This window comes from Burkholderia sp. A2 (assembly GCF_001729305.1).
Lineage (GTDB): Bacteria > Pseudomonadota > Gammaproteobacteria > Burkholderiales > Burkholderiaceae > Burkholderia > Burkholderia sola.
On the sequence record NZ_LZXX01000104.1, the window covers coordinates 1 to 21,230 of the forward strand.

At 65.4% G+C, this 21,230-nt stretch carries 23 protein-coding genes; 14 read left to right on the forward strand and 9 right to left on the reverse strand.

Going from position 1 to position 21,230, the window contains the following annotated elements:
• Positions 1 to 87: 87 nt before the first annotated feature.
• The 3 genes from A9Z05_RS20300 to A9Z05_RS20310 all read left to right on the forward strand — a co-directional run bounded on the left by A9Z05_RS20300 (position 88) and on the right by A9Z05_RS20310 (position 2,043).
• On the forward strand, positions 88 to 801 hold the full coding sequence (locus tag A9Z05_RS20300) for a PadR family transcriptional regulator (protein ID WP_069619684.1): 714 nt from the start codon (positions 88 to 90) through the stop codon (positions 799 to 801).
• Positions 802 to 839: 38 nt separating this feature from the next.
• A complete protein-coding gene (locus A9Z05_RS20305; RefSeq protein ID WP_069619647.1) occupies positions 840 to 1,661 on the forward strand; it encodes a siderophore-interacting protein in 822 nt (273 codons plus the stop codon).
• Positions 1,662 to 1,809: 148 nt separating this feature from the next.
• Complete coding sequence (locus A9Z05_RS20310; protein WP_069619648.1) at positions 1,810 to 2,043, forward strand: hypothetical protein; 234 nt, start codon at positions 1,810 to 1,812, stop codon at positions 2,041 to 2,043.
• A 24-nt stretch (positions 2,044 to 2,067) separates the two neighbouring features.
• On the opposite strand, the gene A9Z05_RS20315 is transcribed toward A9Z05_RS20310, so the two are convergent.
• A complete protein-coding gene (locus A9Z05_RS20315) occupies positions 2,068 to 2,649 on the reverse strand; it encodes an undecaprenyl-diphosphatase (protein ID WP_069619649.1) in 582 nt (193 codons plus the stop codon).
• Between the two features lie 434 nt (positions 2,650 to 3,083).
• Between A9Z05_RS20315 and A9Z05_RS20320 the strand changes: the two genes are divergently transcribed.
• The 4 genes from A9Z05_RS20320 (at position 3,084) to A9Z05_RS20335 (ending at position 6,527) form a co-directional block, all read left to right on the forward strand.
• A complete protein-coding gene (locus A9Z05_RS20320) occupies positions 3,084 to 3,824 on the forward strand; it encodes an acetoacetate decarboxylase (protein WP_050017224.1) in 741 nt (246 codons plus the stop codon).
• 52 nt (positions 3,825 to 3,876) lie between these two features.
• The gene (locus tag A9Z05_RS20325; protein WP_069619650.1) at positions 3,877 to 4,662 is read left to right on the forward strand and encodes a 3-hydroxybutyrate dehydrogenase; all 786 of its coding nucleotides are present in this window, start codon (positions 3,877 to 3,879) and stop codon (positions 4,660 to 4,662) included.
• Between the two features lie 122 nt (positions 4,663 to 4,784).
• Positions 4,785 to 6,002: a patatin-like phospholipase family protein gene (locus tag A9Z05_RS20330; protein ID WP_069619651.1), complete on the forward strand. Its 1,218-nt coding sequence runs from the start codon at positions 4,785 to 4,787 to the stop codon at positions 6,000 to 6,002.
• A 60-nt stretch (positions 6,003 to 6,062) separates the two neighbouring features.
• The gene (locus A9Z05_RS20335) at positions 6,063 to 6,527 is read left to right on the forward strand and encodes a hypothetical protein (protein WP_069619652.1); all 465 of its coding nucleotides are present in this window, start codon (positions 6,063 to 6,065) and stop codon (positions 6,525 to 6,527) included.
• 50 nt (positions 6,528 to 6,577) lie between these two features.
• On the opposite strand, the gene A9Z05_RS20340 is transcribed toward A9Z05_RS20335, so the two are convergent.
• Positions 6,578 to 7,462, reverse strand: a complete 885-nt coding sequence (locus tag A9Z05_RS20340) for a LysR family transcriptional regulator (RefSeq protein ID WP_069619653.1) — start codon at positions 7,460 to 7,462, stop codon at positions 6,578 to 6,580.
• Positions 7,463 to 7,582: 120 nt separating this feature from the next.
• Here A9Z05_RS20340 and argC point away from each other — a divergent pair, with 120 nt between their 5' ends.
• Positions 7,583 to 8,524: an N-acetyl-gamma-glutamyl-phosphate reductase gene (argC, locus tag A9Z05_RS20345; RefSeq protein WP_069619654.1), complete on the forward strand. Its 942-nt coding sequence runs from the start codon at positions 7,583 to 7,585 to the stop codon at positions 8,522 to 8,524.
• A gap of 65 nt (positions 8,525 to 8,589) precedes the next feature.
• Here argC and A9Z05_RS20350 read toward each other — a convergent pair whose 3' ends face one another.
• Positions 8,590 to 9,513, reverse strand: a complete 924-nt coding sequence (locus A9Z05_RS20350) for a LysR substrate-binding domain-containing protein (RefSeq protein WP_069619655.1) — start codon at positions 9,511 to 9,513, stop codon at positions 8,590 to 8,592.
• Between the two features lie 115 nt (positions 9,514 to 9,628).
• Here A9Z05_RS20350 and A9Z05_RS20355 point away from each other — a divergent pair, with 115 nt between their 5' ends.
• Positions 9,629 to 10,714: a tartrate dehydrogenase gene (locus A9Z05_RS20355; protein WP_069619656.1), complete on the forward strand. Its 1,086-nt coding sequence runs from the start codon at positions 9,629 to 9,631 to the stop codon at positions 10,712 to 10,714.
• Positions 10,715 to 10,756: 42 nt separating this feature from the next.
• On the opposite strand, the gene A9Z05_RS36995 is transcribed toward A9Z05_RS20355, so the two are convergent.
• From A9Z05_RS36995 to A9Z05_RS20370, 3 genes are all read right to left on the reverse strand, one after another.
• On the reverse strand, positions 10,757 to 10,948 hold the full coding sequence (locus A9Z05_RS36995; protein ID WP_069619657.1) for a hypothetical protein: 192 nt from the start codon (positions 10,946 to 10,948) through the stop codon (positions 10,757 to 10,759).
• 236 nt (positions 10,949 to 11,184) lie between these two features.
• The gene (locus A9Z05_RS20365) at positions 11,185 to 11,664 is read right to left on the reverse strand and encodes a nuclear transport factor 2 family protein (protein WP_050013484.1); all 480 of its coding nucleotides are present in this window, start codon (positions 11,662 to 11,664) and stop codon (positions 11,185 to 11,187) included.
• Positions 11,665 to 11,728: 64 nt separating this feature from the next.
• The gene (locus A9Z05_RS20370; RefSeq protein ID WP_069619658.1) at positions 11,729 to 12,334 is read right to left on the reverse strand and encodes a TetR/AcrR family transcriptional regulator; all 606 of its coding nucleotides are present in this window, start codon (positions 12,332 to 12,334) and stop codon (positions 11,729 to 11,731) included.
• A gap of 169 nt (positions 12,335 to 12,503) precedes the next feature.
• On the opposite strand from A9Z05_RS20370, the gene A9Z05_RS20375 reads away from it, so the two are divergent.
• Together A9Z05_RS20375 and A9Z05_RS20380 are read left to right on the forward strand one after the other, a co-directional pair.
• Positions 12,504 to 13,142: a GNAT family N-acetyltransferase gene (locus tag A9Z05_RS20375; protein ID WP_069619659.1), complete on the forward strand. Its 639-nt coding sequence runs from the start codon at positions 12,504 to 12,506 to the stop codon at positions 13,140 to 13,142.
• Positions 13,139 to 13,555, forward strand: coding sequence for a hypothetical protein (locus A9Z05_RS20380; protein ID WP_069619660.1), 417 nt, complete (start codon positions 13,139 to 13,141; stop codon positions 13,553 to 13,555). The genes A9Z05_RS20375 and A9Z05_RS20380 overlap by 4 nt, the downstream gene beginning before the upstream one ends.
• 379 nt (positions 13,556 to 13,934) lie before the next feature.
• Here the strand turns inward: A9Z05_RS20380 and tdh are convergent, their stop codons facing one another.
• Both tdh and A9Z05_RS20390 read right to left on the reverse strand, forming a co-directional pair.
• A complete protein-coding gene (gene tdh, locus A9Z05_RS20385; protein ID WP_069619661.1) occupies positions 13,935 to 14,963 on the reverse strand; it encodes an L-threonine 3-dehydrogenase in 1,029 nt (342 codons plus the stop codon).
• A 13-nt stretch (positions 14,964 to 14,976) separates the two neighbouring features.
• The gene (locus tag A9Z05_RS20390) at positions 14,977 to 16,176 is read right to left on the reverse strand and encodes a glycine C-acetyltransferase (protein WP_069619662.1); all 1,200 of its coding nucleotides are present in this window, start codon (positions 16,174 to 16,176) and stop codon (positions 14,977 to 14,979) included.
• A gap of 158 nt (positions 16,177 to 16,334) precedes the next feature.
• Here A9Z05_RS20390 and A9Z05_RS20395 point away from each other — a divergent pair, with 158 nt between their 5' ends.
• The 3 genes from A9Z05_RS20395 (at position 16,335) to A9Z05_RS20405 (ending at position 18,590) form a co-directional block, all read left to right on the forward strand.
• On the forward strand, positions 16,335 to 16,946 hold the full coding sequence (locus tag A9Z05_RS20395) for a helix-turn-helix domain-containing protein (protein WP_069619663.1): 612 nt from the start codon (positions 16,335 to 16,337) through the stop codon (positions 16,944 to 16,946).
• A 141-nt stretch (positions 16,947 to 17,087) separates the two neighbouring features.
• Positions 17,088 to 17,465: a DUF2471 family protein gene (locus A9Z05_RS20400; RefSeq protein ID WP_069619664.1), complete on the forward strand. Its 378-nt coding sequence runs from the start codon at positions 17,088 to 17,090 to the stop codon at positions 17,463 to 17,465.
• A gap of 102 nt (positions 17,466 to 17,567) precedes the next feature.
• Positions 17,568 to 18,590, forward strand: a complete 1,023-nt coding sequence (locus A9Z05_RS20405) for a tyrosine-type recombinase/integrase (RefSeq protein WP_069619665.1) — start codon at positions 17,568 to 17,570, stop codon at positions 18,588 to 18,590.
• 136 nt (positions 18,591 to 18,726) lie between these two features.
• Here A9Z05_RS20405 and A9Z05_RS20410 read toward each other — a convergent pair whose 3' ends face one another.
• Complete coding sequence (locus A9Z05_RS20410) at positions 18,727 to 19,908, reverse strand: DNA-binding protein (protein ID WP_069619666.1); 1,182 nt, start codon at positions 19,906 to 19,908, stop codon at positions 18,727 to 18,729.
• Positions 19,909 to 21,230: the final 1,322 nt, after the last annotated feature.

Sequence of the window (21,230 nt, forward strand, 5' to 3'; positions counted from 1 at the left end):
TCCCCATCCCGCCCCCAATAATCCCCTTGACGCCCTATCTTCCGAAATATATCTTTAGATATGTTTTACGACACACAGGATACGATCATGCGACACAACCACTTCCGCGGCCATGCCCGATGCGACGGTCATGGTGCGCATGCCCGCCCGGACTGGTTCGCCGGTCTCTGGCACGCGATCGGCCGCCACCGTCGCGGCGGCCACGATGCATTCGGTGGCGGCCCGTTCGGCGGCCGGGGCGGGCGCGGCGGCTTTGGCGATTTCGGCGACGACGCGATGCCGCGCGGCCGCCAGTTCAGCTCCGACGATCTTCAGTTGCTCCTGCTCGCGCTGGTGGCCGAGCAACCAAGCCACGGCTACGAACTGATCAAGGCGCTCGACACGCGCTCGAACGGTTTCTACAGCCCGAGCCCCGGCATGGTGTATCCGGCGCTCACGTATCTCGACGAAGTCGGCTTCGTCGCGTCGCAGGCGGAAGGCAACCGCAAGCGCTATGCACTGACCGACGCCGGCCGCGTGCATCTCGATGCCCAGCGCGAACGCGTCGACACGCTCTTCGCGCGCCTCACGCACCTCGCTCGCAAGATGGAATTCATGCGCCGCGCGTTCGCCGGGGAATCGGCGGGCGCCGACGCGCAGGACGAATCGCAGGCCGGCTGGCTGCCGGAATTCGTCGAGGCGCGTCTCGCGCTCAAGCGCGCGCTGCTGCACAAGAGCGCCGCCGATGCCGACGAACAGCGCCGCATCGCGGCCATCATGCGCCGCGCGACGGCTGAAATCGAAGGCGGCGCCGGCGCGTGATCCGCGCCGCCCCGTCACAACCCAAGGAGAACGGATCGATGCAGAACACGTCCGAACGCACCGTCACCCGCGTGCGCCACACCCTCAAGTTCCGGCTGCTGCAGGTGCTGCGCGTGCATACCGTGACGCCGCATCTGCTGCGCGTCACGCTCGGCGGCGCCGATCTCGCGGATTTCGAATCCGCGTCGTTCGACGATCACGTGAAGGTCTTTTTCCCGCCGCCGGGCGCGGAACGGCCCGCACTGCCGACGCTCGGCGCGAACGGCCCCGAGTTTCCGGAAGGCGAAGCGAAACCGGCCGCGCGCGACTTCACGCCGCGCCGCTTCGATCGCGCCGCCTGCGAGCTCGATCTGGAATTCGTGCTGAACCACCCTGGCCCCGCATCGCAATGGGCCGCGCAAGCGCGTGTCGGCCAATGGCTCGGCATCGGCGGTCCGCGCGGATCATTCGTGGTCCCGACCGATTTCGACTGGCATCTGCTGATCGGCGACGATACGGCACTGCCGGCCATCGCGCGACGCCTCGAGGAACTGCCGGCCGGTGCGCGCGCGGCGGTCGTGCTGGAAGTCGCGGATCGCACCGCGCAGATCTCGTTCGAGACGCGCGCCGACGTGCATGAAGTCTGGCGCTTCCGCGCCGAAGCCGACACGGCGAACGGCGACGCGCTGGTGAATGCCGTCCGCGATCTGCCGCTGCCGTCGTCCGGCGACGGTTACGTGTGGGCGGCCGGCGAAGCGCTGTCGATGCGCGCGGTGCGCCAGCACCTGACCGGCGAACGCGGCATCGACAAGTCGCGCATCCGCGCGGCGGCCTACTGGAAGCGCGGCGCGGCGGCCGTGCACGAAACGCTGGAAGACTGAGCGGAGGCGCCCGGTTGCCGGGCGAATGACACAATCGTGGCGCCCACGCAGCAGCAGGCTTGGCACCGGCATCGCGGCTGGTATATATCTGTGTCTGCGCGCCGCTGTCGGGCGACAGCCGCCGCAGCCCGCCCAGGAGCGCCCGGTCATGACAAAAGAAAGCCACGCTTCGCCTTTCCTTCGCCACCTGAAGATCGCCGGCTATTGCGGCCTCGCCGCGGTAGTCGTCGCGCTGTTCGTCGCGATGTGCGCGATCCTGACGGAAAGCGCCCTCGACCGCGATACCGCGCGGCATCCGGCCGATACACCCGAACTGCGCGACGCGGCCGGCGGCCCGTCCGCGTCGGTCGAATCGGCCCGCACACCCGGCTCGTCCGGCTGACGGCGGGCTGCCGCTTCCTTCCGCTTACGGCGCCTGCCGGCGCCCCATCACGACCGCGTGCACCGAATCGCCGAGCCGTTCGAGCAGCGCGGTCACGCGTTGCCCGTACAGGTGCGCGGCCAGCGCGCCGACCGTGCCGACCAGCACGCCGCCCGCCATGTCGAACGGCCAGTGCACACCCGCATAGACGCGTCCCCATGCGATCGCCACGGCCATTGCAGCCATCACGAAGCCGGTGACCCGCGTCGTGCCGCCGAGCAGCAGGCCGACCGCCATGCTCCATGCGAACGTCATGTGATCGCTTGGAAACGAGCTGTCCGGCGCGTGCGGAATCAACTGCGTACCGACGCCGGCCATGAACGGGCGCGGCGAGAACCAGACATGCCCGAGCGCTTGCGCGACCCCGAGCGCCACACAGACGCCGACGCCGGCTTCAATCGCCTGGCGCCGCGCGGGGCGTGCACCGAAGGTCCAGGTCAGCAGCAACATCGCGGGCAGCGCATAGACGAGCCAGTCAGCGGCGAAGATCGCGAGGCGGGCAACGCCCGGGTGCGGCGCAACCCCGGCGTTGATGGCGGAAAAGAGGGCGAGATTGAGGTTCTGCATGAATCCGGTTGCGTGAGGCATAAACGATCGGCCGGTTGCCCGGCCGGAGACGAACGATGCTAGGACGTGACCGCTTAGGCGGTGCTTAAGACGACGGCCGACCGGACAAGGCCCGCGCGGCGAACGCACTTAGAACCTGCACTGCAACACAAGTTCACGCAATTGTCATATTCCCGCGCCCGCGCCTCCCGCAAAAGCTCACCATGCCTCCCGTAAAGACTCACCTTTTTCACATGATGGCGTCATCGACACGTGCGACGCTGGCGCTGCCGGGGGCCGACAGCGCCGTTTTACACCGTTCGTCTCAATATTTACGCGGCAAATAATTCGAAATCGGCAACAATTAATTCCATATGCGGCATCGCACAACGGCAACGCACAGGCATACGATTACGACCACTCATCCACGAAGCGATCAACAACAAGGAGTCCGCATGAAACCCAGCGATGTCCGATCGAAAGCGTTTGCGATGCCGTTGACCAGCCCTGCGTTCCCGATGGGCCCGTACCGTTTCGTCGATCGTGAGTTTCTGATCATTACGTACCGCACCGATCCGGACCGTCTTCGTGAAATTGTCCCCGAGCCGCTGCAAATCACCGAGCCGCTCGTGCATTACGAATTCATCCGCATGGCCGATTCGACCGGCTTCGGCGATTACACCGAAAGCGGCCAGGTGATCCCCGTCGAGTACGACGGGCAGCCGGGCGGCTATACGCTCGCGATGTATCTCGACGATCACCCGCCGATCGCCGGCGGCCGCGAGCTGTGGGGCTTCCCGAAGAAGCTCGCGTCGCCCACGCTGCACGTGAACACCGATCACCTCCTCGGCACGCTCGACTACGGCAAGGTGCGCGTCGCGACCGGCACGATGGGCTACAAGCACAAGGAACTCGACATCGACGAGCAGACGAAACGGCTCGCCGGCCCCAATTTCCTGCTGAAGATCATCCCGCACGTCGACGGCACCGCGCGCGTGTGCGAACTGGTGCGCTATTACATGCAGGACATCAAGATGAAGGGCGCATGGACGGGCCCCGCATCGCTCGAGCTGGCGCCGCACGCGCTCGCGCCGGTGGCCGACCTGCCCGTGCTCGAGATCGTCGAAGCCCGGCACATCGTCGCAGATTTGACATTGGGCCTCGGCGAAGTCGTCTACGATTATCTGGCCCAGTAATACGTCCGCAGTCCTTTCTCCCTGTCAATCCTTTCACCACGGGAATTCGAACATGAGCAACCTGAATGGCAAGACCGCAGTCGTCACGGGCGCCGCGAGCGGCATCGGCAAGGAAATCGCGCTGGAGCTGGCCAAGGCAGGCGCGGCCGTCGCGATCGCCGACCTGAACCAGGACGGCGCGAACGCGGTCGCCGACGAGATCAACAAGGCAGGCGGCAAGGCGATCGGCGTCGCGATGGACGTGACCAACGAGGACGCCGTGAACAGCGGCATCGACAAGGTGGCCGAGGCGTTCGGCTCGGTCGACATCCTCGTGTCGAACGCGGGCATCCAGATCGTCAACCCGATCGAGAACTATTCGTTCTCCGACTGGAAGAAGATGCAGGCGATCCACGTGGACGGCGCGTTCCTGACGACCAAGGCCGCGCTCAAGCACATGTACAAGGACGATCGCGGCGGCGTCGTGATCTACATGGGCTCGGTGCACTCGCACGAGGCGTCGCCGCTGAAGTCCGCGTATGTGACGGCCAAGCACGGGCTGCTCGGTCTCGCGCGCGTACTGGCGAAGGAAGGCGCGAAGCACAACGTGCGCTCGCACGTCGTGTGCCCGGGCTTCGTGCGCACGCCGCTGGTCGACAAGCAGATTCCGGAGCAGGCGAAGGAGCTCGGCATCAGCGAAGAGGACGTGATCAAGAAGGTGATGCTCGGCAACACGGTCGACGGCGTGTTCACGACGGTGCAGGACGTCGCGCAGACGGTGCTGTTCCTGTCGGCGTTCCCGAGCGCCGCGCTCACCGGCCAATCGTTCGTCGTCAGCCACGGCTGGTTCATGCAGTAACGCCGGCGTTTCCCCGACGGTAGGCGACTTCCGCGCCACCGCCCTTCTCGAGATGGCGTGCCGTCGATCGACGTCACGCCATCCATCACCGCCGTCCACGGCGGGATTTCTCGGAGCAACTGATGAAACCGCACGCGCGTACAGAAAAGCAGGCCGTCGATGCGGCGGACCTGCGCCACGAAGCCGGTGCGCCGGCCGCTGCGCGGTCGCTGCCGTACGAAACGATCGCGCTCGTCCTGCAAGGCGGCGGCGCGCTCGGCGCATATCAGGCCGGCGTATTCGAAGGGCTGCATGAAGCAGGCATTCCGCTCGACTGGATCGCGGGCATCTCGATCGGCGCGCTCAACACCGCGCTGATCGCCGGCAATGCGCCGGAGCATCGCGTCGAGCGCCTGCGCGAATTCTGGGAAACGATCTGCCAGCCTGCGTTCTTCCCGACGATTCCGGCCGCGTTCGAATTCGCGCTGTTCAACAGCATCGATCAGATCCGCACGTTCTTCACCGCGTCGCAGGCCGCCAGCGCGATGATGCAGGGCCAGCAGGGCTTCTTCGTGCCGCGCTTTCCGCCGCCGCTGCCGGGCGTGTCCGACCATCCGGAAAAAATCAGCTGGTACGACACGTCGGCGCTGCGCACGACGCTGCTGAACCTGTGCGATTTCGACCGGATCAATTCGGGCGAGACGCGCGTGTCGGTCGGCGCGGTCAACGTCGGCACCGGCAACTTCGTGTACTTCGACAACTCGCGCATCCGTCTCGAGCCCGAGCATTTCATGGCGTCCGGCGCATTGCCGCCCGCGTTCCCGCCCGTCGAGATCGACGGCGAGTACTACTGGGACGGCGGCGTCGTGTCGAACACGCCGCTGATGGAAGTGCTGCGCGCCCGGCCGCGCAGCGACACGCTCGCGTTCCAGGTCGATCTGTGGAGCGCACGCGGGCCGTTGCCGCGCACGATGGCCGACGTCGCCGAGCGCACGAAGGACGTGCAGTATTCGAGCCGCACGCGGTTCGTCACCGACACGCTGCAGCGCGAGCAGCGCTACCGCAACGTGCTGCGCCACGTGCTCGAACAGGTGCCGGAAGAACAGCGCAAGAACGACCCGTGGTGCGTCGAGGCCGAAGCGATGTCGAGCGGGAAGAAGTACAACATCCAGCACCTGATCTATCAGCAGAAAGCGTACGAGCATCACTACAAGGACTATCAGTTCGGTCTGTCGACGATGCGCGACCACTGGTCCGCGGGTCTCGACGACATCCGCAAGACGCTCGCGGTGAAGGATGGCCTCGCGCTGCCCGTCAACGACGCGGGCTTCGTCACGCACGACATTCACCGCCGCCGGTAATGCCGTGTGCAACGGGCCGCCGCGCCGCATGCGCCGGCCCGTCCTTCTTTCCGATCCGACATGCCGATTTTCATTGCGCTATTCGCGCTCATCGCCCTGGGCTGGGGCGCCGTTCATCTGTTTCACGTCATCGCCGCACAGTTCGGCCAGCCGGTCGCGATCGTGACCGCCGTGCTGGCCGCCGCGCTCCTGATCGCGCTGATCGCGTGGTGGCTGAAGCGCCGTCGCGACATCGCACCGAACGCGAAGGAAGAAGGCTGGACCCACATCGTGCATCGCGCGTGGGGCGAGTTGCGCGTGTCCGCGACGCAAGGGCTGCTGTGGCTGTCGCATGACGGCGCGGACGGCCGCTATACGCTGTCGCAGCTCGACGGCTGCGAGGCCACGCCGATCGACGGCCGCTGGCATCTCGTCGTGCGCGTGCGCGACGCCGTGCGCGGCGAATGGAAGCTGCCGATGATGGACAAGCGCGATGCGCAGCGCTGGGCGCGCGTGCTCACGCTCGCGAAGGACAACCGGCTCTGAACGCGCGTCCGGGCCGCACGGCTTGCGCGCGTCAGCCGCACGACGGCCCGCTATCGCGCACGGAGCGCCCGCAGCGCATCGAGCACGTGCTGCGTCGCCCGTTCGATCGGGCCGGCTCGATGCGCAATCCCCAGCTCGCGCCACAACGCCGGGCGTAGCGGCCGCATGACGATGCGCGCATCCGGCAGCGGGGCGCCCGCCTCATGCGGCAGCAACGTCGCGCCGTACCCTGCGGCGACCAGGCTCTTGATCGCGTCGTTGTAGTTGAGTTCGATTCGCGGCTCGGGCCGGTGGCCGCCGAGCGCGAACCATTCGGTCGTGAGCCGCGACAGGCGCGTCGTCGCATCGTTGAGAATCAGCGGCCGCGCGGCCAGATACGCGGGCGTCACACGGGCCGGAAGCGGCCAGTCCGCCGGCAGGAAGGCCATCACCGGATCGCGGCGCCACGGCCGGATCGACAGCCCCGCGACCGGCGCTTGCGGCAGCGCGACCAGCCCGACATCGAGCGTGCCTTGCGCAATGCGCGCCAGCGTGTCCTGCGACGTGAGCACCGCGATCTGCACGTCGATATCCGGATGCTGCGCACGCAATCCGGCCACCGCCTGCGGCAACAGGTGTGCGATCGCGCCGGTCGATGCGCCGAGGCGGACGCGCCCGGTCAACCCCTGTACCTGTCGCTGCACGTCGTCCAGCGTGGATTCGACTTCCGCCAGCAGACGCCGCGCCCGCTCCACCAGCACTTCGCCGATCGCCGAAGGACGCACGTTGCCGCGCGTGCGGGACAGCAGCGGCGCGCCGATGCGGCTTTCCAGCTCGGCGACGTGCAGACTGACGGTCGGCGGGGCGAGATGAAGCCATTGCGCCGCCGCCACGAAGGATCCGTGGTCCGCGATCGCGACCAGCGTACGCAGGCGGTCCAGACTGATCTCGCGCATCACACACCTCTCGTTCAGAAAAGCTGAATCGGACGGTCAGCAAATTCAACTTTTCCTATTCTAGGCGTTCGGTGGACGATACGGCTTCCCCGACGACCGAACGCGACGCACACGACCATCATGAGCTTCCCCACTGTCTTCATCGACGGCGACCAGGGCACGACCGGGTTGCAGATTCACGCGCGTCTGCGCGACCGCCCCGACGTGCAGCTGCTCACGCTTCCCGCCGCGGAACGCAAGGACCCTGCGCGGCGCACCGACGCACTCAACGCGTGCGATATCGCGATCCTGTGCCTGCCCGACGCGGCCGCGCGCGAAGCGGTCGGTTTCATCCGGAACCCGGCCGTTCGCGTGATCGACGCAAGTTCGGCCCATCGCACGCAGCCCGACTGGGTCTACGGCTTTCCCGAGATGGCCGACGGACAGGCGCAACACATCGCGCATGCGAAGCGCGTGACCAATCCGGGCTGCTACCCGACCGGCGCGATCGGCCTGCTGCGCCCACTGCTGCAGGCCGGGCTGCTGCCGCGCGACTACCCGGTGAGCATCCACGCGGTGTCCGGTTACTCGGGCGGCGGAAGGGCCGCCGTCGACGCGTTCGAATCGGGCGACGCCGCCGCACACGCGTTGCCGCTGCAGGTCTACGGCCTCGCGCTCGAGCACAAGCACGTGCCCGAGATCCGGCAGCATGCGGGGCTCGCGCACCGCCCGTTCTTCGTGCCGGCCTACGGTGCGTATCGGCAAGGCATCGTGCTCACCATCCCGATCGAGCTGCGCCTGCTGCCGGCCGGGGTGACCGGTGAGCGGCTGCATGCGTGTCTCGCGCACCATTACGCGAACGCGCGTCACGTCGACGTGACGCCGCTCGCGGACACACGCGCGGCAACGCATCTCGATCCGCAAGCGCTGAACGGCACCAACGACCTGCGGCTCGGTGTGTTCGTCAACGCAGACGGCGGTCAGGTGCTGCTGTCCGCCGTGTTCGACAATCTCGGCAAAGGGGCATCCGGCGCCGCCGTGCAGAATCTCGACTTGATGCTCGGTGCGCGACACGCGGCATGACGCGCCCGCAGGCATCGTCGACGGTGCCTGCGCATGCCCCCGTAAAAGCTCACCTTTAGCCGGTTTCAGGCCGTATCGTCACCCGCGGCGGCATTCAGGCCGGCCAGCGTCTCCACCAGAAAATCCACGCACACGCGCACCTTCGCCGACGCCGCGACGCGCTCCGGATACACGGCCCAGATGTTCGCGGGCTGGACCGCTTCCGGCAGCACGCGGCACAACGCGCCGCTCTCGATCAGCGGCCCGGCCTCCCAGATCGAGCGCAGCACGATCCCGCGCCCGGCCAGCGCCCATTGCACGGCCACCTCGCCGTGGTTCGTGGACAGCGCGCCGCCGACCTTCACCGTCGTCGTTTCGCCGCGCACGGTCAGCCGCCATACGCCGAACGGATGATCGCGCTCCTTGATCGCGAGACAGTCGTGCGACGCCAGATCCGCGAGCGAGCGCGGCGTCCCGCGGCGGGCGAGATAGTCGGGCGATGCGCACAGCACGCGATGGTTCGCGGCAAGGCGGCGCGCGATCAGGTGATCGGCGATGTCGTCGCCGATGCGAACGTCGAGGTCGTAGCCTTCGCCGGCCACATCGACGAGCCGGTCGAACAGATCAAGCCGCACGTTCAGTTGCGGATAACGCGCGCTGAAGTCGAGCAGCGCCGGCGCGACGACGTGCCGGCCGAAGCCGAAGCTGCTCGACATGCGCAGCGTGCCGCGCGGCACCGTGCGCGTGGTCGACACGTCCTCGACGAGATGATCGACGTCGTCCAGAATCTTTTCGGCGCGCGCGAACACGCGTTCGCCGGCTTCGGTGACCGTCATCCGGCGCGTCGAGCGATGCAGCAGGCGCGTGCCGAGCTGCGCCTCGAGCATCGCGACGCGCTTGCTGACATACGCGGGCGACACCGCGAGCTGCTCGGCAGCCGCGCTGAAGCTCGCGAGGCGGACGACCAGGCTGAACACGCGCAAGTCGTCGAGGTTCGGCGATTTATTCACGATTCGTGGAAAGTCGATTAACTTTTAAGCGATTTTAATCCAGATGGAAATAAATAGAATGACGTGACGGGCCGTTGCCTTCCCGGCAGCCGGCCAACCAGCCAAGGAGATTTGCATGACCGACAGGACTTACAGGATTGCCGTGATCCCCGGCGACGGCATCGGCCGCGAAGTGATGCCCGAGGGCCTGCGCGCGCTCGACGCCGTGACCGCGCGCTTCGGCATCCGCTTCGACTTCGTCGAGATCGACTGGGCGAGCTGCGACTACTACGCGCAGCACGGCACGATGATGCCGGACGACTGGAAAGCGCAGCTGTCGGGCATGGACGCGATCCTGTTCGGCGCGGTCGGCTGGCCGGCGACGGTGCCCGATCACATTTCGCTGTGGGGCTCGCTGCTGAAATTCCGCCGTGAATTCGACCAGTACATCAACCTGCGGCCCGCGCGCCTGTTCGACGGCGTACCGTCGCCGCTCGCCGGCCGCCGCCCGGGCGACATCGATTTCATGATCGTGCGCGAGAACACCGAGGGCGAATATTCGTCGGTCGGCGGCACGATGTTCGAAGGCACCGAGCGCGAAGTCGTGATGCAGCAGTCGATCTTCACGCGGCACGGTACCGAACGCGTGCTGAAATTCGCGTTCGAACTCGCGCAGCGGCGCGCGAAGCGCGTCACCGTCGCGACCAAAAGCAACGGCATCGCAATCAGCATGCCGTGGTGGGATGCACGCGCGGCCGAGATGGCCGAACGCTATCCGGAGATCGCGGTCGACAAGCAGCACATCGACATCCTGTGCGCGCGCTTCGTGCTGCAGCCGGACCGCTTCGACGTCGTCGTCGCGTCGAACCTGTTCGGCGACATCCTGTCGGATCTCGGGCCGGCCTGCACGGGCACGATCGGCATCGCGCCGTCGGCGAACCTGAACCCCGACCGCACGTTCCCGTCGCTGTTCGAACCCGTGCACGGTTCGGCGCCCGACATCGCGGGGCAATACATCGCGAATCCGGTCGCGATGATCTGGTCGGCGGCGATGATGCTCGACTTCCTCGGGAACGGCACGGGCCGTGAACGCGACGCGCACGATGCGATCGTCGCCGCGATCGAGGACGTGCTGCGCACGGGGCCGCGGACGCGCGATCTCGGCGGCAACGCGGGCACGCAGGAAGTGGGCGAGGCGATCGCCGCGCGGATCGCGGGCTGAGGTCGAGGGTCATGCCCGGCGCGCATGCCGGGCGGCGCTTCGTCAATCGGTCTGCGCCGAGCGACGCACGATGCGGTTGCCCACGTGTGCGAACGCCGCCGATGCGCCGGCGTGAAGTCGAGCGGTGAGCGACGACACATCGCAACGCGCACTGCTTGCGCGGTTTTTCATCGCAAGCCGAAGGATGATCCGATCGGTGAGTTGCACGTGTCGCTCGCGCACACCGATCGTCAATGCACGATCGCTTCGACACGGTCGGTGAAATGCATCGCGCGGCGACGCGCACCGCTGCACTTCGACGTATGCACCGCTTTACCGTGCGATGTCGCGTCGACCTGTTCAACGCACACAGTCCGACGCGACATTTCACCTCGTCCCGAAAAATCTCACCTTCAGCGGCAGGCTCCCGAATTTCCTCACCGTTGAACCTCCGGTGATGCGTTCGCCAATCCTTTGAACGGGCGCGAGCTTCACAGCCCGAGGTCGGACAGCCCTGGATGATCGTCCGGACGACGGCCGAGCGGCCAGTGATAAAGACGGTCCGCCTCGCGAATCGGCAGATCGTTGATGCTCGCGTGACGATGCGCCATCAGGCCGTTTTCGTCGAACTCCCAGTTCTCATTGCCGTACGAACGGAACCAGTTGCCGGCATCGTCATGCCACTCGTACGCAAAGCGCACCGCGATGCGATTGCCGTCGAACGCCCACAGCTCCTTGATCAGCCGGTAGTCGAGTTCGCGCGCCCACTTCCGCTGCAGCAGCGCGACGATCTCGTCGCGGCCCGTCACGAATTCCGCGCGGTTGCGCCAGCGGCTTTGCGGCGTATAGGCGAGCGACACGCGTTGCGGGTCGCGCGTGTTCCATCCGTCCTCGGCGGCACGCACTTTCTGGCGCGCCGTTTCAAGCGTGAAGGGCGGAACGGGCGGACGAACTTCGGGGGAAGCGGACATGGATTGCTCCTGTTCAGGGTTCTGGCTGCGAACGCACGCAGCCGGTTCGGATTCGCTGCGTCGGCTACCGCGATACGGTATCGAGCAGCAGTTCAGCCGTCGCGCGCGCATCGCGCGCGGCGTTTGCATCGCCACTGACGAGCGCCACGCCGATCGCGCCGTCGATCAACACGAGCCACTGACGCGCGATGCGCGCGAGCCCGCGGCGCGCGACGCCAGTTTCGTCGGCATAGGCGTCGAAGCGTTCGCGCACGAACGCCAGCAGGCGTGCCTTGTGCATGCGGGCGACGACGCGCACGGGATCGTCGGCGTCGGGTATCTCGCCCGACGCATTCAGGAACGCGCAGCCGTGAAAGTCGGGCTGCCCGAACCAGTCGCGCAGCACGTCGAACATGCCGAGCAGTTGCGCGCGCGGCGCGTGGCCGCGCGCCAGCGTGGCATCGACGAACCAGCGCATCCAGCGCTCGTCGCGGCGTTCAAGCGCGGCGACGACCAGCGCCTCCTTCGATTCGAAATGCGAATAAAAGCTCTTTCGTGCCGCGCCGGATCGCTTGACGATCGCATCGACGCCGGTCGCATGGATGCCGCCCGAATAGATCAGCGCTTCGGCCGCGTCGAGCAGCCGGTCGCGAACGCCCGGTTCGCCGGAGGAGTCGAGAGGTGTATTCATGGGTTTACGGTAGAACGATCGTTCTCCGTCGTCAATACCCGGATGAAAAGGCCCTGTCGGTGGGAGGGCTGAAGCGCGATCTGACGGCGCGCGTTTACGACATTTTTTCTTGAAGCCGATAGGGGACGCTCACTACACTTCGGTCACCCTGTCTACGCACAAGGACATCATGCAGCGACCGGAATCCGCGCGCCCCGCGCGCGCCTATGCGGCTTATGCGAAGCGACTCGATGGCCGCGTGGTCGTGCGGCGCTTCGATCCGCGCAGCGATTCGTACGACGTACTGACCGCGCTGCTGCATCGCGCGTTCGCGCCGCTCGGCACGCTGGGCTTCAATTGCCCGGGCGTCGATCAGCCGGCGTCGGCGACGCGCGAACGCATGCTCGCCGGCGAGTGCTTCGTCGCGCTCGGCAACGCGCATCTGGTCACGACGATGACGATGCAATCGCACGATCCCGATTCCCGCTGCGATTCGTTTCGCAGCCGGCGCGTCGCGACGCTCGGCCAGCTGGCCGTCGATCCCGTCTGGCACGGCCGCGGCATCGGCCGTTCACTGCTCGCGTTTGCACAACATCGGGCCGCCGCGCGCGGCGCGACACACCTCGCACTCGACGCGCCGCATGCGGCGGTCCGGCTGGTCGATTTCTATCGCCGCGAAGGATTTCAACTGGTCGACGTGATGCGTTTTCCAGGACACAACTACGACAGCGCGATCCTGTGCAAGGCGGTCAGTATCGCGAACGCCCGCATGTGTGCGGTCGGCACGACGCAGATCGAGGTGGCGCGGCAAGCCGGTGCGGTGTCATGAGACACGAGGCGCCGAAGCGCGACCACGGCGACGATCACGCCCGGCTCGACGCCAGGCAGGCACGTGTGCGTGCCGCGCTGCGGCTGCGCGGCGTGATGAAGCTGACGATCGTCACGATCGCGGTTACGCAGGCGCTGGCGTTCGCGTTCGAAAGCCTGCTGGCCGCGCCCGGATTCGCGCCGGACGCCGCGACGGTGCTGCTGTTTCGCTTCGTGACGTGTGCGCTCGTCAGCTTCTGGCTGCAGGCCGATGCATTGCATGCGTATCAGTACGCGGCGCAGCACGGGTTCATCACGATTCCCGGCACGCATGGCGATCCGGTCGACATCGCGCCGCAATGCCCGAAGCGCTGGCTCGTCGTGTTGTATCTTCAGCTCGAACCGCGATGGATGAAGGGTGAACGGAGCAAGTAACGATCGGCGCACCGTTGGGTGCCGTGCGCCGAGTGCATGAGTGGGTCGCAACGATATTCGCGGGCTCACGGTTGAGGTTCCGATTCCATTCGGCGTCGCGTGCGGTGCGTCGCGAACGATCGCCCGGCCAGCGAAATAGCCCGGTATGTGGAAGGGTGCGGAAGGGACAAAGCGAAGCAGAGGCAGACGGGTGAAGCAAACGCGCGATTGCCCTTCACCGATGCGAAATCGCGCTGCGATTCGGCGCGCGAACACACCTCCCGAATAATCTCACCTCAAGCGCTGAATCACGTGTGTCGACGCGCGACGGTGCACGCGCAAATGAAAACGGGGCGGCCGGCCAACGTGCCGCGCCGCCCCGTCTCTGTCGACACCCGGCTCAGGCCGTCCAGTCGAGAATCACCTTGCCGCTTTCGCCGGACAGCATCGCGGCGAAGCCTTGCTCGTAATCGTCGGCCGCGAAGCGATGCGTGATGATCGGCGACAGGTCGAGGCCGCTTTGCAGCATCGCGACCATCTTGTACCAGGTCTCGAACATCTCGCGGCCGTAGATGCCCTTGATCTCGAGCCCCTTGAAGATCACCTGGTTCCAGTCGATGGCCGTCTGCGCGGGCGGGATGCCGAGCAACGCAACCTTGCCGCCGTGGTTCATCGCCTCCAGCAGGCTCGTGAACGCGCTCGGCACGCCCGACATCTCCAGACCGACGTCGAAGCCTTCGGTCATGTGCAGGTCGGCCATCACGTCACGCAGCGACTCGCGTGCGACGTTGACCGCGCGCGTCGCGCCCATCTTGCGCGCGAGCGCCAGCCGATAGTCGTTGATGTCGGTGATGACGACGTTGCGCGCGCCGACGTGCTTCGCGATCGCGACGGCCATGATGCCGATCGGGCCCGCGCCGGTGATCAGCACGTCTTCGCCGACGAGGTTGAACGACAGCGCCGTGTGCGTCGCGTTGCCGAACGGATCGAAGATCGATGCGAGATCGTCGGAGATCTCCGGCGGAATCTTGAACGCGTTGAACGCCGGAATCGCCAGGTATTCGGCGAACGCGCCTTCGCGGTTCACGCCGACGCCCACCGTGTTGCGGCACAGATGCCGGCGCCCGGCGCGACAGTTGCGGCAGAAACCGCAGGTGATGTGGCCTTCGCCGGACACGCGATCGCCGATCGCGAAGCCGCGCACTTCCTGCCCCATCTCGACGATCTCGCCGACATATTCGTGACCGACGTGCATCGGCACCGGAATCGTCTTCTGCGCCCAGTCGTCCCACTTCCAGATATGGATGTCGGTGCCGCAGATCGCCGTGCGGCGGATCTTGATCAGCACGTCGTTGTGGCCGACTTCGGGGCGCTTCACGCGCGTGAGCGTGAGGCCGGGGCCACGTTCGAGCTTTGCCAGTGCTTTCATGGTCGCGCCTCCGTCAGATGATGCCGAGCGACTTGCCGACGCGCACGAACGCGGCGACCGTCTGGTCGATCTGTTCGGGCGTATGCGCGGCGCTCATCTGCGTGCGGATGCGCGCACGGCCGCGCGGCACCACGGGGAACGAGAAGCCGATCACGTAGACGCCTTCGCCGAGCAGCTTGTCGGCCATGTTCGTCGCGAGCTGCGCGTCGCCGAGCATCACCGGGATGATCGGATGCGCGCCGGGCACGAGCGTGAAGCCGGCCTCGGTCATCTGCTTGCGGAACCGCGCGCCGTTCTCGCGCACGCGCTCGCGCAGCTTCGCGCCTTCGTCGCTGCCGAGCAGCTCGAGCACCTTCAGCGATGCCGCGGCGATGCTCGGCGTGAGCGTATTCGAGAACAGATACGGACGCGAGCGCTGGCGCAGCAGCTCGATCACCTCGCGACGCGCGGCGACATAGCCGCCCGACGCGCCGCCGAGCGCCTTGCCGAGCGTGCCGGTGATGATGTCGACGCGGCCTTCGACGCCGCAGTGCTCGGGCGTGCCGCGGCCATGCGTGCCGATGAAGCCGACTGCATGCGAATCGTCGACCATCACGAGCGCGCCGTAGCGATCGGCGAGATCGCAGATGCCTTTCAGATCGGCGATGATGCCGTCCATCGAGAACACGCCGTCGGTTGCGATCAGCTTGTGGCGCGCGCCCGCGGCGTCGGCTTCCTTGAGCTTCGCCTCGAGGTCGGACAGATCGTTGTTCTTGTAGCGCAAACGCTTCGCCTTGCACAGGCGAATGCCGTCGATGATGCTCGCGTGATTCAGCTCGTCGCTGATCACCGCGTCGTTCTCGTCGAGCAATGTCTCGAACAGCCCGCCGTTCGCGTCGAAGCAGCTCGAATAGAGGATGCTGTCCTCGGTGCCGAGAAACGCGGCCAGCGCGCTTTCCAGTTGCTTGTGGACGGTTTGCGTGCCGCAGATGAAGCGCACCGATGCCATGCCGAAGCCGTCCTGGTCGAGGCCGGCCTTCGCCGCGTCGATCAGGCGAGGATCGTTCGCCAGACCCAGATAGTTGTTCGCGCAGAAATTGAGCACGCCGGCGCCGCTGGCGAGCCGCACGGCTGCCGCCTGGGGACTCGCGATCTCGCGCTCGGTCTTGTAAAAACCGTCCGCGCGGATCTGGTCGAGCGTCCCGCGCACCTGGGCGAGAAAGGCATCACGCATCGCAAAGCTCCTGACAGGGTTTCGCATTCCGCGGCGCACGGCTCGTGGCGGCGCAACGGCCTGCTACTGTTATAGTCGGTCGTTCGGTTGACCGCATTTATCCGATATTCCGAACTAGAATTCGAAATATCGAACAACTCTAAGCGAACGGAATCCAAATGGCAAGTTCCTCCGGATCGCGGCGCATGCCTGCCGACGCCGCCCCGCAGCCGCCGGCCGCGACCCCGCCGCGCGTCGGCGAGCAGATCCAGCGGCTGCGCAACGAGCGCAAGCTGACGCTCGACGACCTGTCGCGCGCAGCCGGCGTATCGAAATCCATGCTCTCCGAGATCGAGCGCGACAAGGCCAACCCGACGATCGCCGTCGCATGGCGGCTGACGAACGCGCTCGGCATCACGCTCGACGAACTGTTCTCGCAGCCGAAGGCGCCCGAGACGATCCGCGTGGACGGCCCGCACGACATTCCGACGCTCGCCGGCCACGACGGCCGGTACCAGTTGCGCGTATGGGGCCCGATCGAACTCGCCGGCAAGTTCGAGTGGTACGAGCTGACGCTACCGGGCGGCGGCGCCCTGATATCGAACGCGCACGAACCGGGCACGCGCGAGCACCTCACCGTGCTGCAGGGCGCGATGGAAATCGAGGCCGCCGCGGCCAGCCGCCGACTGAAGGCGGGCGACACCGCGCGCTACCCCGCCGACGAGCCGCATGCGATCCGCAATCCCGGCAAGGCCGAAGCGCGGGCACTGCTGATCGTGATCCATCGCTGACGGCGCGTATAGCTGGCCAAAAGGTCAGTCGCAGGCCTGTTGCGGAAAATACTGTATGTTTGTACAGTATACGGACATTCCGCCATGCATGGGCCGGAGCCGGCGCACCGAGGCGCCTGTCCCGGTCGACAGGAGCCTGCAATGACAGAAGAACAAGATTTGGCCGCGCTCAGCTTCAAGGCTGCCGCGCATGACCTCGAATTGATCGTTCGCCATATCGCCGGGCGCTACATCCGTCAGCGCGTGCCGCTGACGTGGCGCCTGCTGCATGCGATCGAAGCCGAAGCGCTCGCCGATCTCGGCTTTGCCAGCCGGCACGACGCGGGCATGCGTCAACTGTTCGAACGGCCGTCGGACATGACGTTTCCCGAAACGGACGATCCGATCGACTTCGGGCGCTCGAATGCGCTGCCCGCGGTCTTTTCGTTCGCCGTTCTCGCGTACGAAGCCGCGGCAAACGCGCAGGACACCGCGCGTCCCGCGCGTCCGCACCGCCAGTCCAAGGCGTGGGGCGACTGACGGCCCAGCCCGGCCGCCGCGCATGGCGGCCGGTTCACCCGCTTGCTGCCCGATACGTTGCGGAAAAGGGCTACCATATACGCAACTAACGGAATTACTACCATGTCTCTTCCCGCCTCTCCCCACACGACCTCGCCGGAAGAAAAGGATCTGTTCGACCGCGATGCGTCCGACTGGGTCGCCTCGCCCGAAGCCGCGTTCGACGCATGGCTGGCGATGCAGGACTATCGCCGCTCGTCGGCCGACGTCTATCGCGCGCAATGGGGCGCGTTTCTCGCGTGGATGCGTGCACATCAAAAGAATCTGGCGACGGTCGATACGCCGACCATCGCGAATTTCGTCGGCGAACTGCCGATCAAGAAAACGCAGCGAATGCGCTATCTCCGGCTCATCGAGCGTGTGCTCGATCATGTCCGCCGCACCGAGTACGCGTCGACCAATCCGGCCCGCTTCATTGCTCAGGATGGCGAAGCGAATTGGCGCAAGGCGCGCGACAACGAACCGACCGGTTTCCTCACGCCTGCGGAACGTGCGACGTTGCTCGCGTATCTGTTTTCGCCGATCGGCGTATCGGGTTCCGCGTACTGGAAGGAGCGCCGCGACCGCGCGCTCGTCGCCGCGTTTCTCGGTGCCGGCATCAAAACCGGCGAAGCGCGCGCACTTACGATTAGTTGCATCAATACGAGCGGCACGTCGCTGCGGATCGAGTCGACGCATCCCGACTACTCGCGCGACACCCATCTGGCCTCGTTCGCCATTGCGTTGCTCGAAGCCTGGCTCACCGAACGCAAACGCCAGGAGATTCCGGGAGAGCTCGTCTTCCCCGCATCACATGCCGGGCGGCCGATGCACAAGGCGACGATGCTGCGCGCGATCGATGCGATCGTCGAATCGGCCGGGCTCACGTCGTCACGCACGGCGCGCGCCAGCCCGCAAACATTGCGCAATACCTACGCGGCCGAACTGTTCGAGCACGACGTGCCGCCAGAGCGCGTCGGCAAATGGCTGGGCTTCATGCGGCCGATCTCGTCGAATCGCCTGCATCGTGCATGGAAAAACTGGCGTGACGGGCTGGCCGACAACAACGGTGACGGTGACACGTCCGACGGCGACGAAACTCACTGATCGGGAAACGGCTGCTCACGCGAAACGATCCGTGAGCAGCCTTGCGTGGCACAGGCTCACCGTTTCATGGCTCCCGAAAAACCTCACCTCAAGCTTCCCGGATCCTCTCACCTGTGCGGCGGCGCCGGCGTCCGGGTCAGGTCTGCGCAAAACGCGCGACGGCTTCGAAGCGGGACGGCCATGCGCCCGACGCGTGCTCGCACTCGGGGCATGCGACTTCAAAACCGTCGTTCCCGTGTGACAGTTCCGGTTCGCCGTCGCAATGCGGGCACCGGGTCGGCGCCGGAATCTCGTGATCCAGGGAGGTGCCGATCGCGGCATACGCGTCCGCATCGAGTCGTCCCGCGTCGGCCAGGCGCCGGATCAGTGCGGCGATTTCCGGACTCATTCCGCGGTTCGCGCGCAACGAATTCATGTCGCGCGTGGCGCGCTCCAGTTCGTCGCTCTGGGCACGCAACTGTTCTTCGAGCCGGTCGGCACGCGCCTTGGCCGAACTCAACTGCTGCAGGAAATCGAATTCCTTGCGCTGGACGTCGCGCAACCCGCTCTGGTAGGTCGACGCCATGCTGCGCAACGAATCCAGTTCGACCAGCATCGGCTTGACGCGGCGTTCGGCTTCAGCCACCGCATCCTTGATTTGCTGCGCGTAATGCTCGGTGCGCTGCTGTAGTTCGGCTTGCAGCGCATCGATGCGGTCGCGTAGTGCGGCGTTCTGAGCCTGTTCGGCATCGATCCGGCCGGCAGCCGTGGCCAGTTCCTTTTCCAGCCGAGCGACTGTGGTGAGCAGCGTTGCTTCGCTTGCCGAGCCGTGGGTGGTCTGCGACGCAAGCTGAACCTCGAGTTCCGTTACCCGCGCCTGTAATTGCTCGTTTCTCGCTTCACCGCGCGCGAGCGCGCTCTCAAGCGTTTCCTGACGGACGGCGGCGTCGCGCAACCGTTGTTCCGCGTCGGCCATGTCGGCACGCACTTGCTCGCGATCCGCATCGAGGCTGTCGCGCGCGACTTTCAATGCCTCTTCATAGAGTGCGCCGAGCAACGCGCCGGCCTTTTCCTCGACTGCCTTCGGGATCGCCGCGCCGTCGAGCCGGATCTTCGAGGCTGAACGGATGCGCTCCCAGAAATGGTCGATGTCTTTCGGGATGTCGCTGGCGCTGCCGGTCTGGGTGAGATCACGGACGTTGGCGGCCGACGGCCGGATGCCGAGATCGAAGAACAGGCGCTTGCACGCATGCAGTGACAATTCCTGACGTCGTGCACCGCTCGCGCGCAGCGATTCCAGTTCTTCCCGAATGACTTGACGCATTTCGTCCAGGGTCATGGCCATACTCGTAGACAATGAAGTGTGGCAATCATAACGAAATACGTGTTCTTTGATACTTCTTTCAAGGGTCCGTTGTGAATTTACGTCGTTTTGCACAGAAACAGGATCTGTGAGCCCATCTCGCTGAAGGTGGCCTGGAATTCCGTGAAACAAAACGAAGAAAGTCCGCCAAGTCCTTGTGCTGAAAGTGATTTTCCGCGAACCCCGATTTCGAGCATTTGTTTCACATGACGGCAGATCCGATTGCCTGGGGGTGTTCAGGGGTTGGGGTGTCTGTGGAAAACTCGTCAGCCGATGGCTTGAGAGTATTAGAAGTAAACACCCTTGAACCCTTAGTTAAAAACGTTAACGCCACGGCACAGCCTTATGGTGCAAGGCTTTCCGGCCGACAAGGTGAAGTTTTACGGGAGCCAAGGTGATCTTCTGCGGGAGCTGACGTGATGGGGTTCAGGGAGCTGCGTGAGCCGATGCAGGAAGGGTCGTGAGCGGATTCGGGATCACAGTAAAACAAGCGTTTTCCCACAGGTGAGGGTTTTCGGGGCTGCACAGCCGCGGAACCCGCACTGTGCCTGACTGCACAGTTTTCTGCCTGTGCAGACATAGGTGAGAATTTGCAGGACGTGCTTCGCGCCCTGATTCTGCCCATCTTTTGGGCAGATTGGGCGAAAGGTGAGGTTCCACGGGACTCGACGGGAATTTGCTGTGAGGATTTCCGGGAAGCGAACGCCATTTTGCACAGCAAAAGTGCTTTTGGGCACCTGTGATGCCCCAAAGGTGAGGCTTTTCGGGAGGGAAATCCGGGTTTTCCTGCTCCAATCCCCTTAAGGTGAGCTTTTTCGGGGCATCGATCACAGACCGCGATTTCCGTCACAGGTGAGGCTTTCCGGGAGCCGTATTTGCTTAAAAAATGATCAAAGGTGAGGCTTTTCGGGACTCTTGACGGGCCTCATTCGTCGAAAAGCCCGCCAGGACTGGCGGATATCTCATTTTTGCTGTGCCACTTTTTGGCACAGGTGAGACTTTTCAGGGGCCGACATCCGGTTGTCAGATGACGGATTCCCGTCGAAAGGTGAGGTTTTTCGGGGGGGCCGCGCGATGCACAGCCAAATGCCTTCTGTGTATAAGTATCGGAAGAGATTGAGATTTTTGATACCGTGCCGGTTACGGTGAGGTTTTTCGGGAGTCGTTTCCGGACCCGCTGCGGTGCCGCACTTCTTCTGTAAGGTGAGCGTTTTCGGGAGTCATTGGCAGCCAGTCCCGCGTGTGTCGGACGTTCGTCGGCATTCGGACGAATCCACATGCTGTGCTTAAGGTGAGAA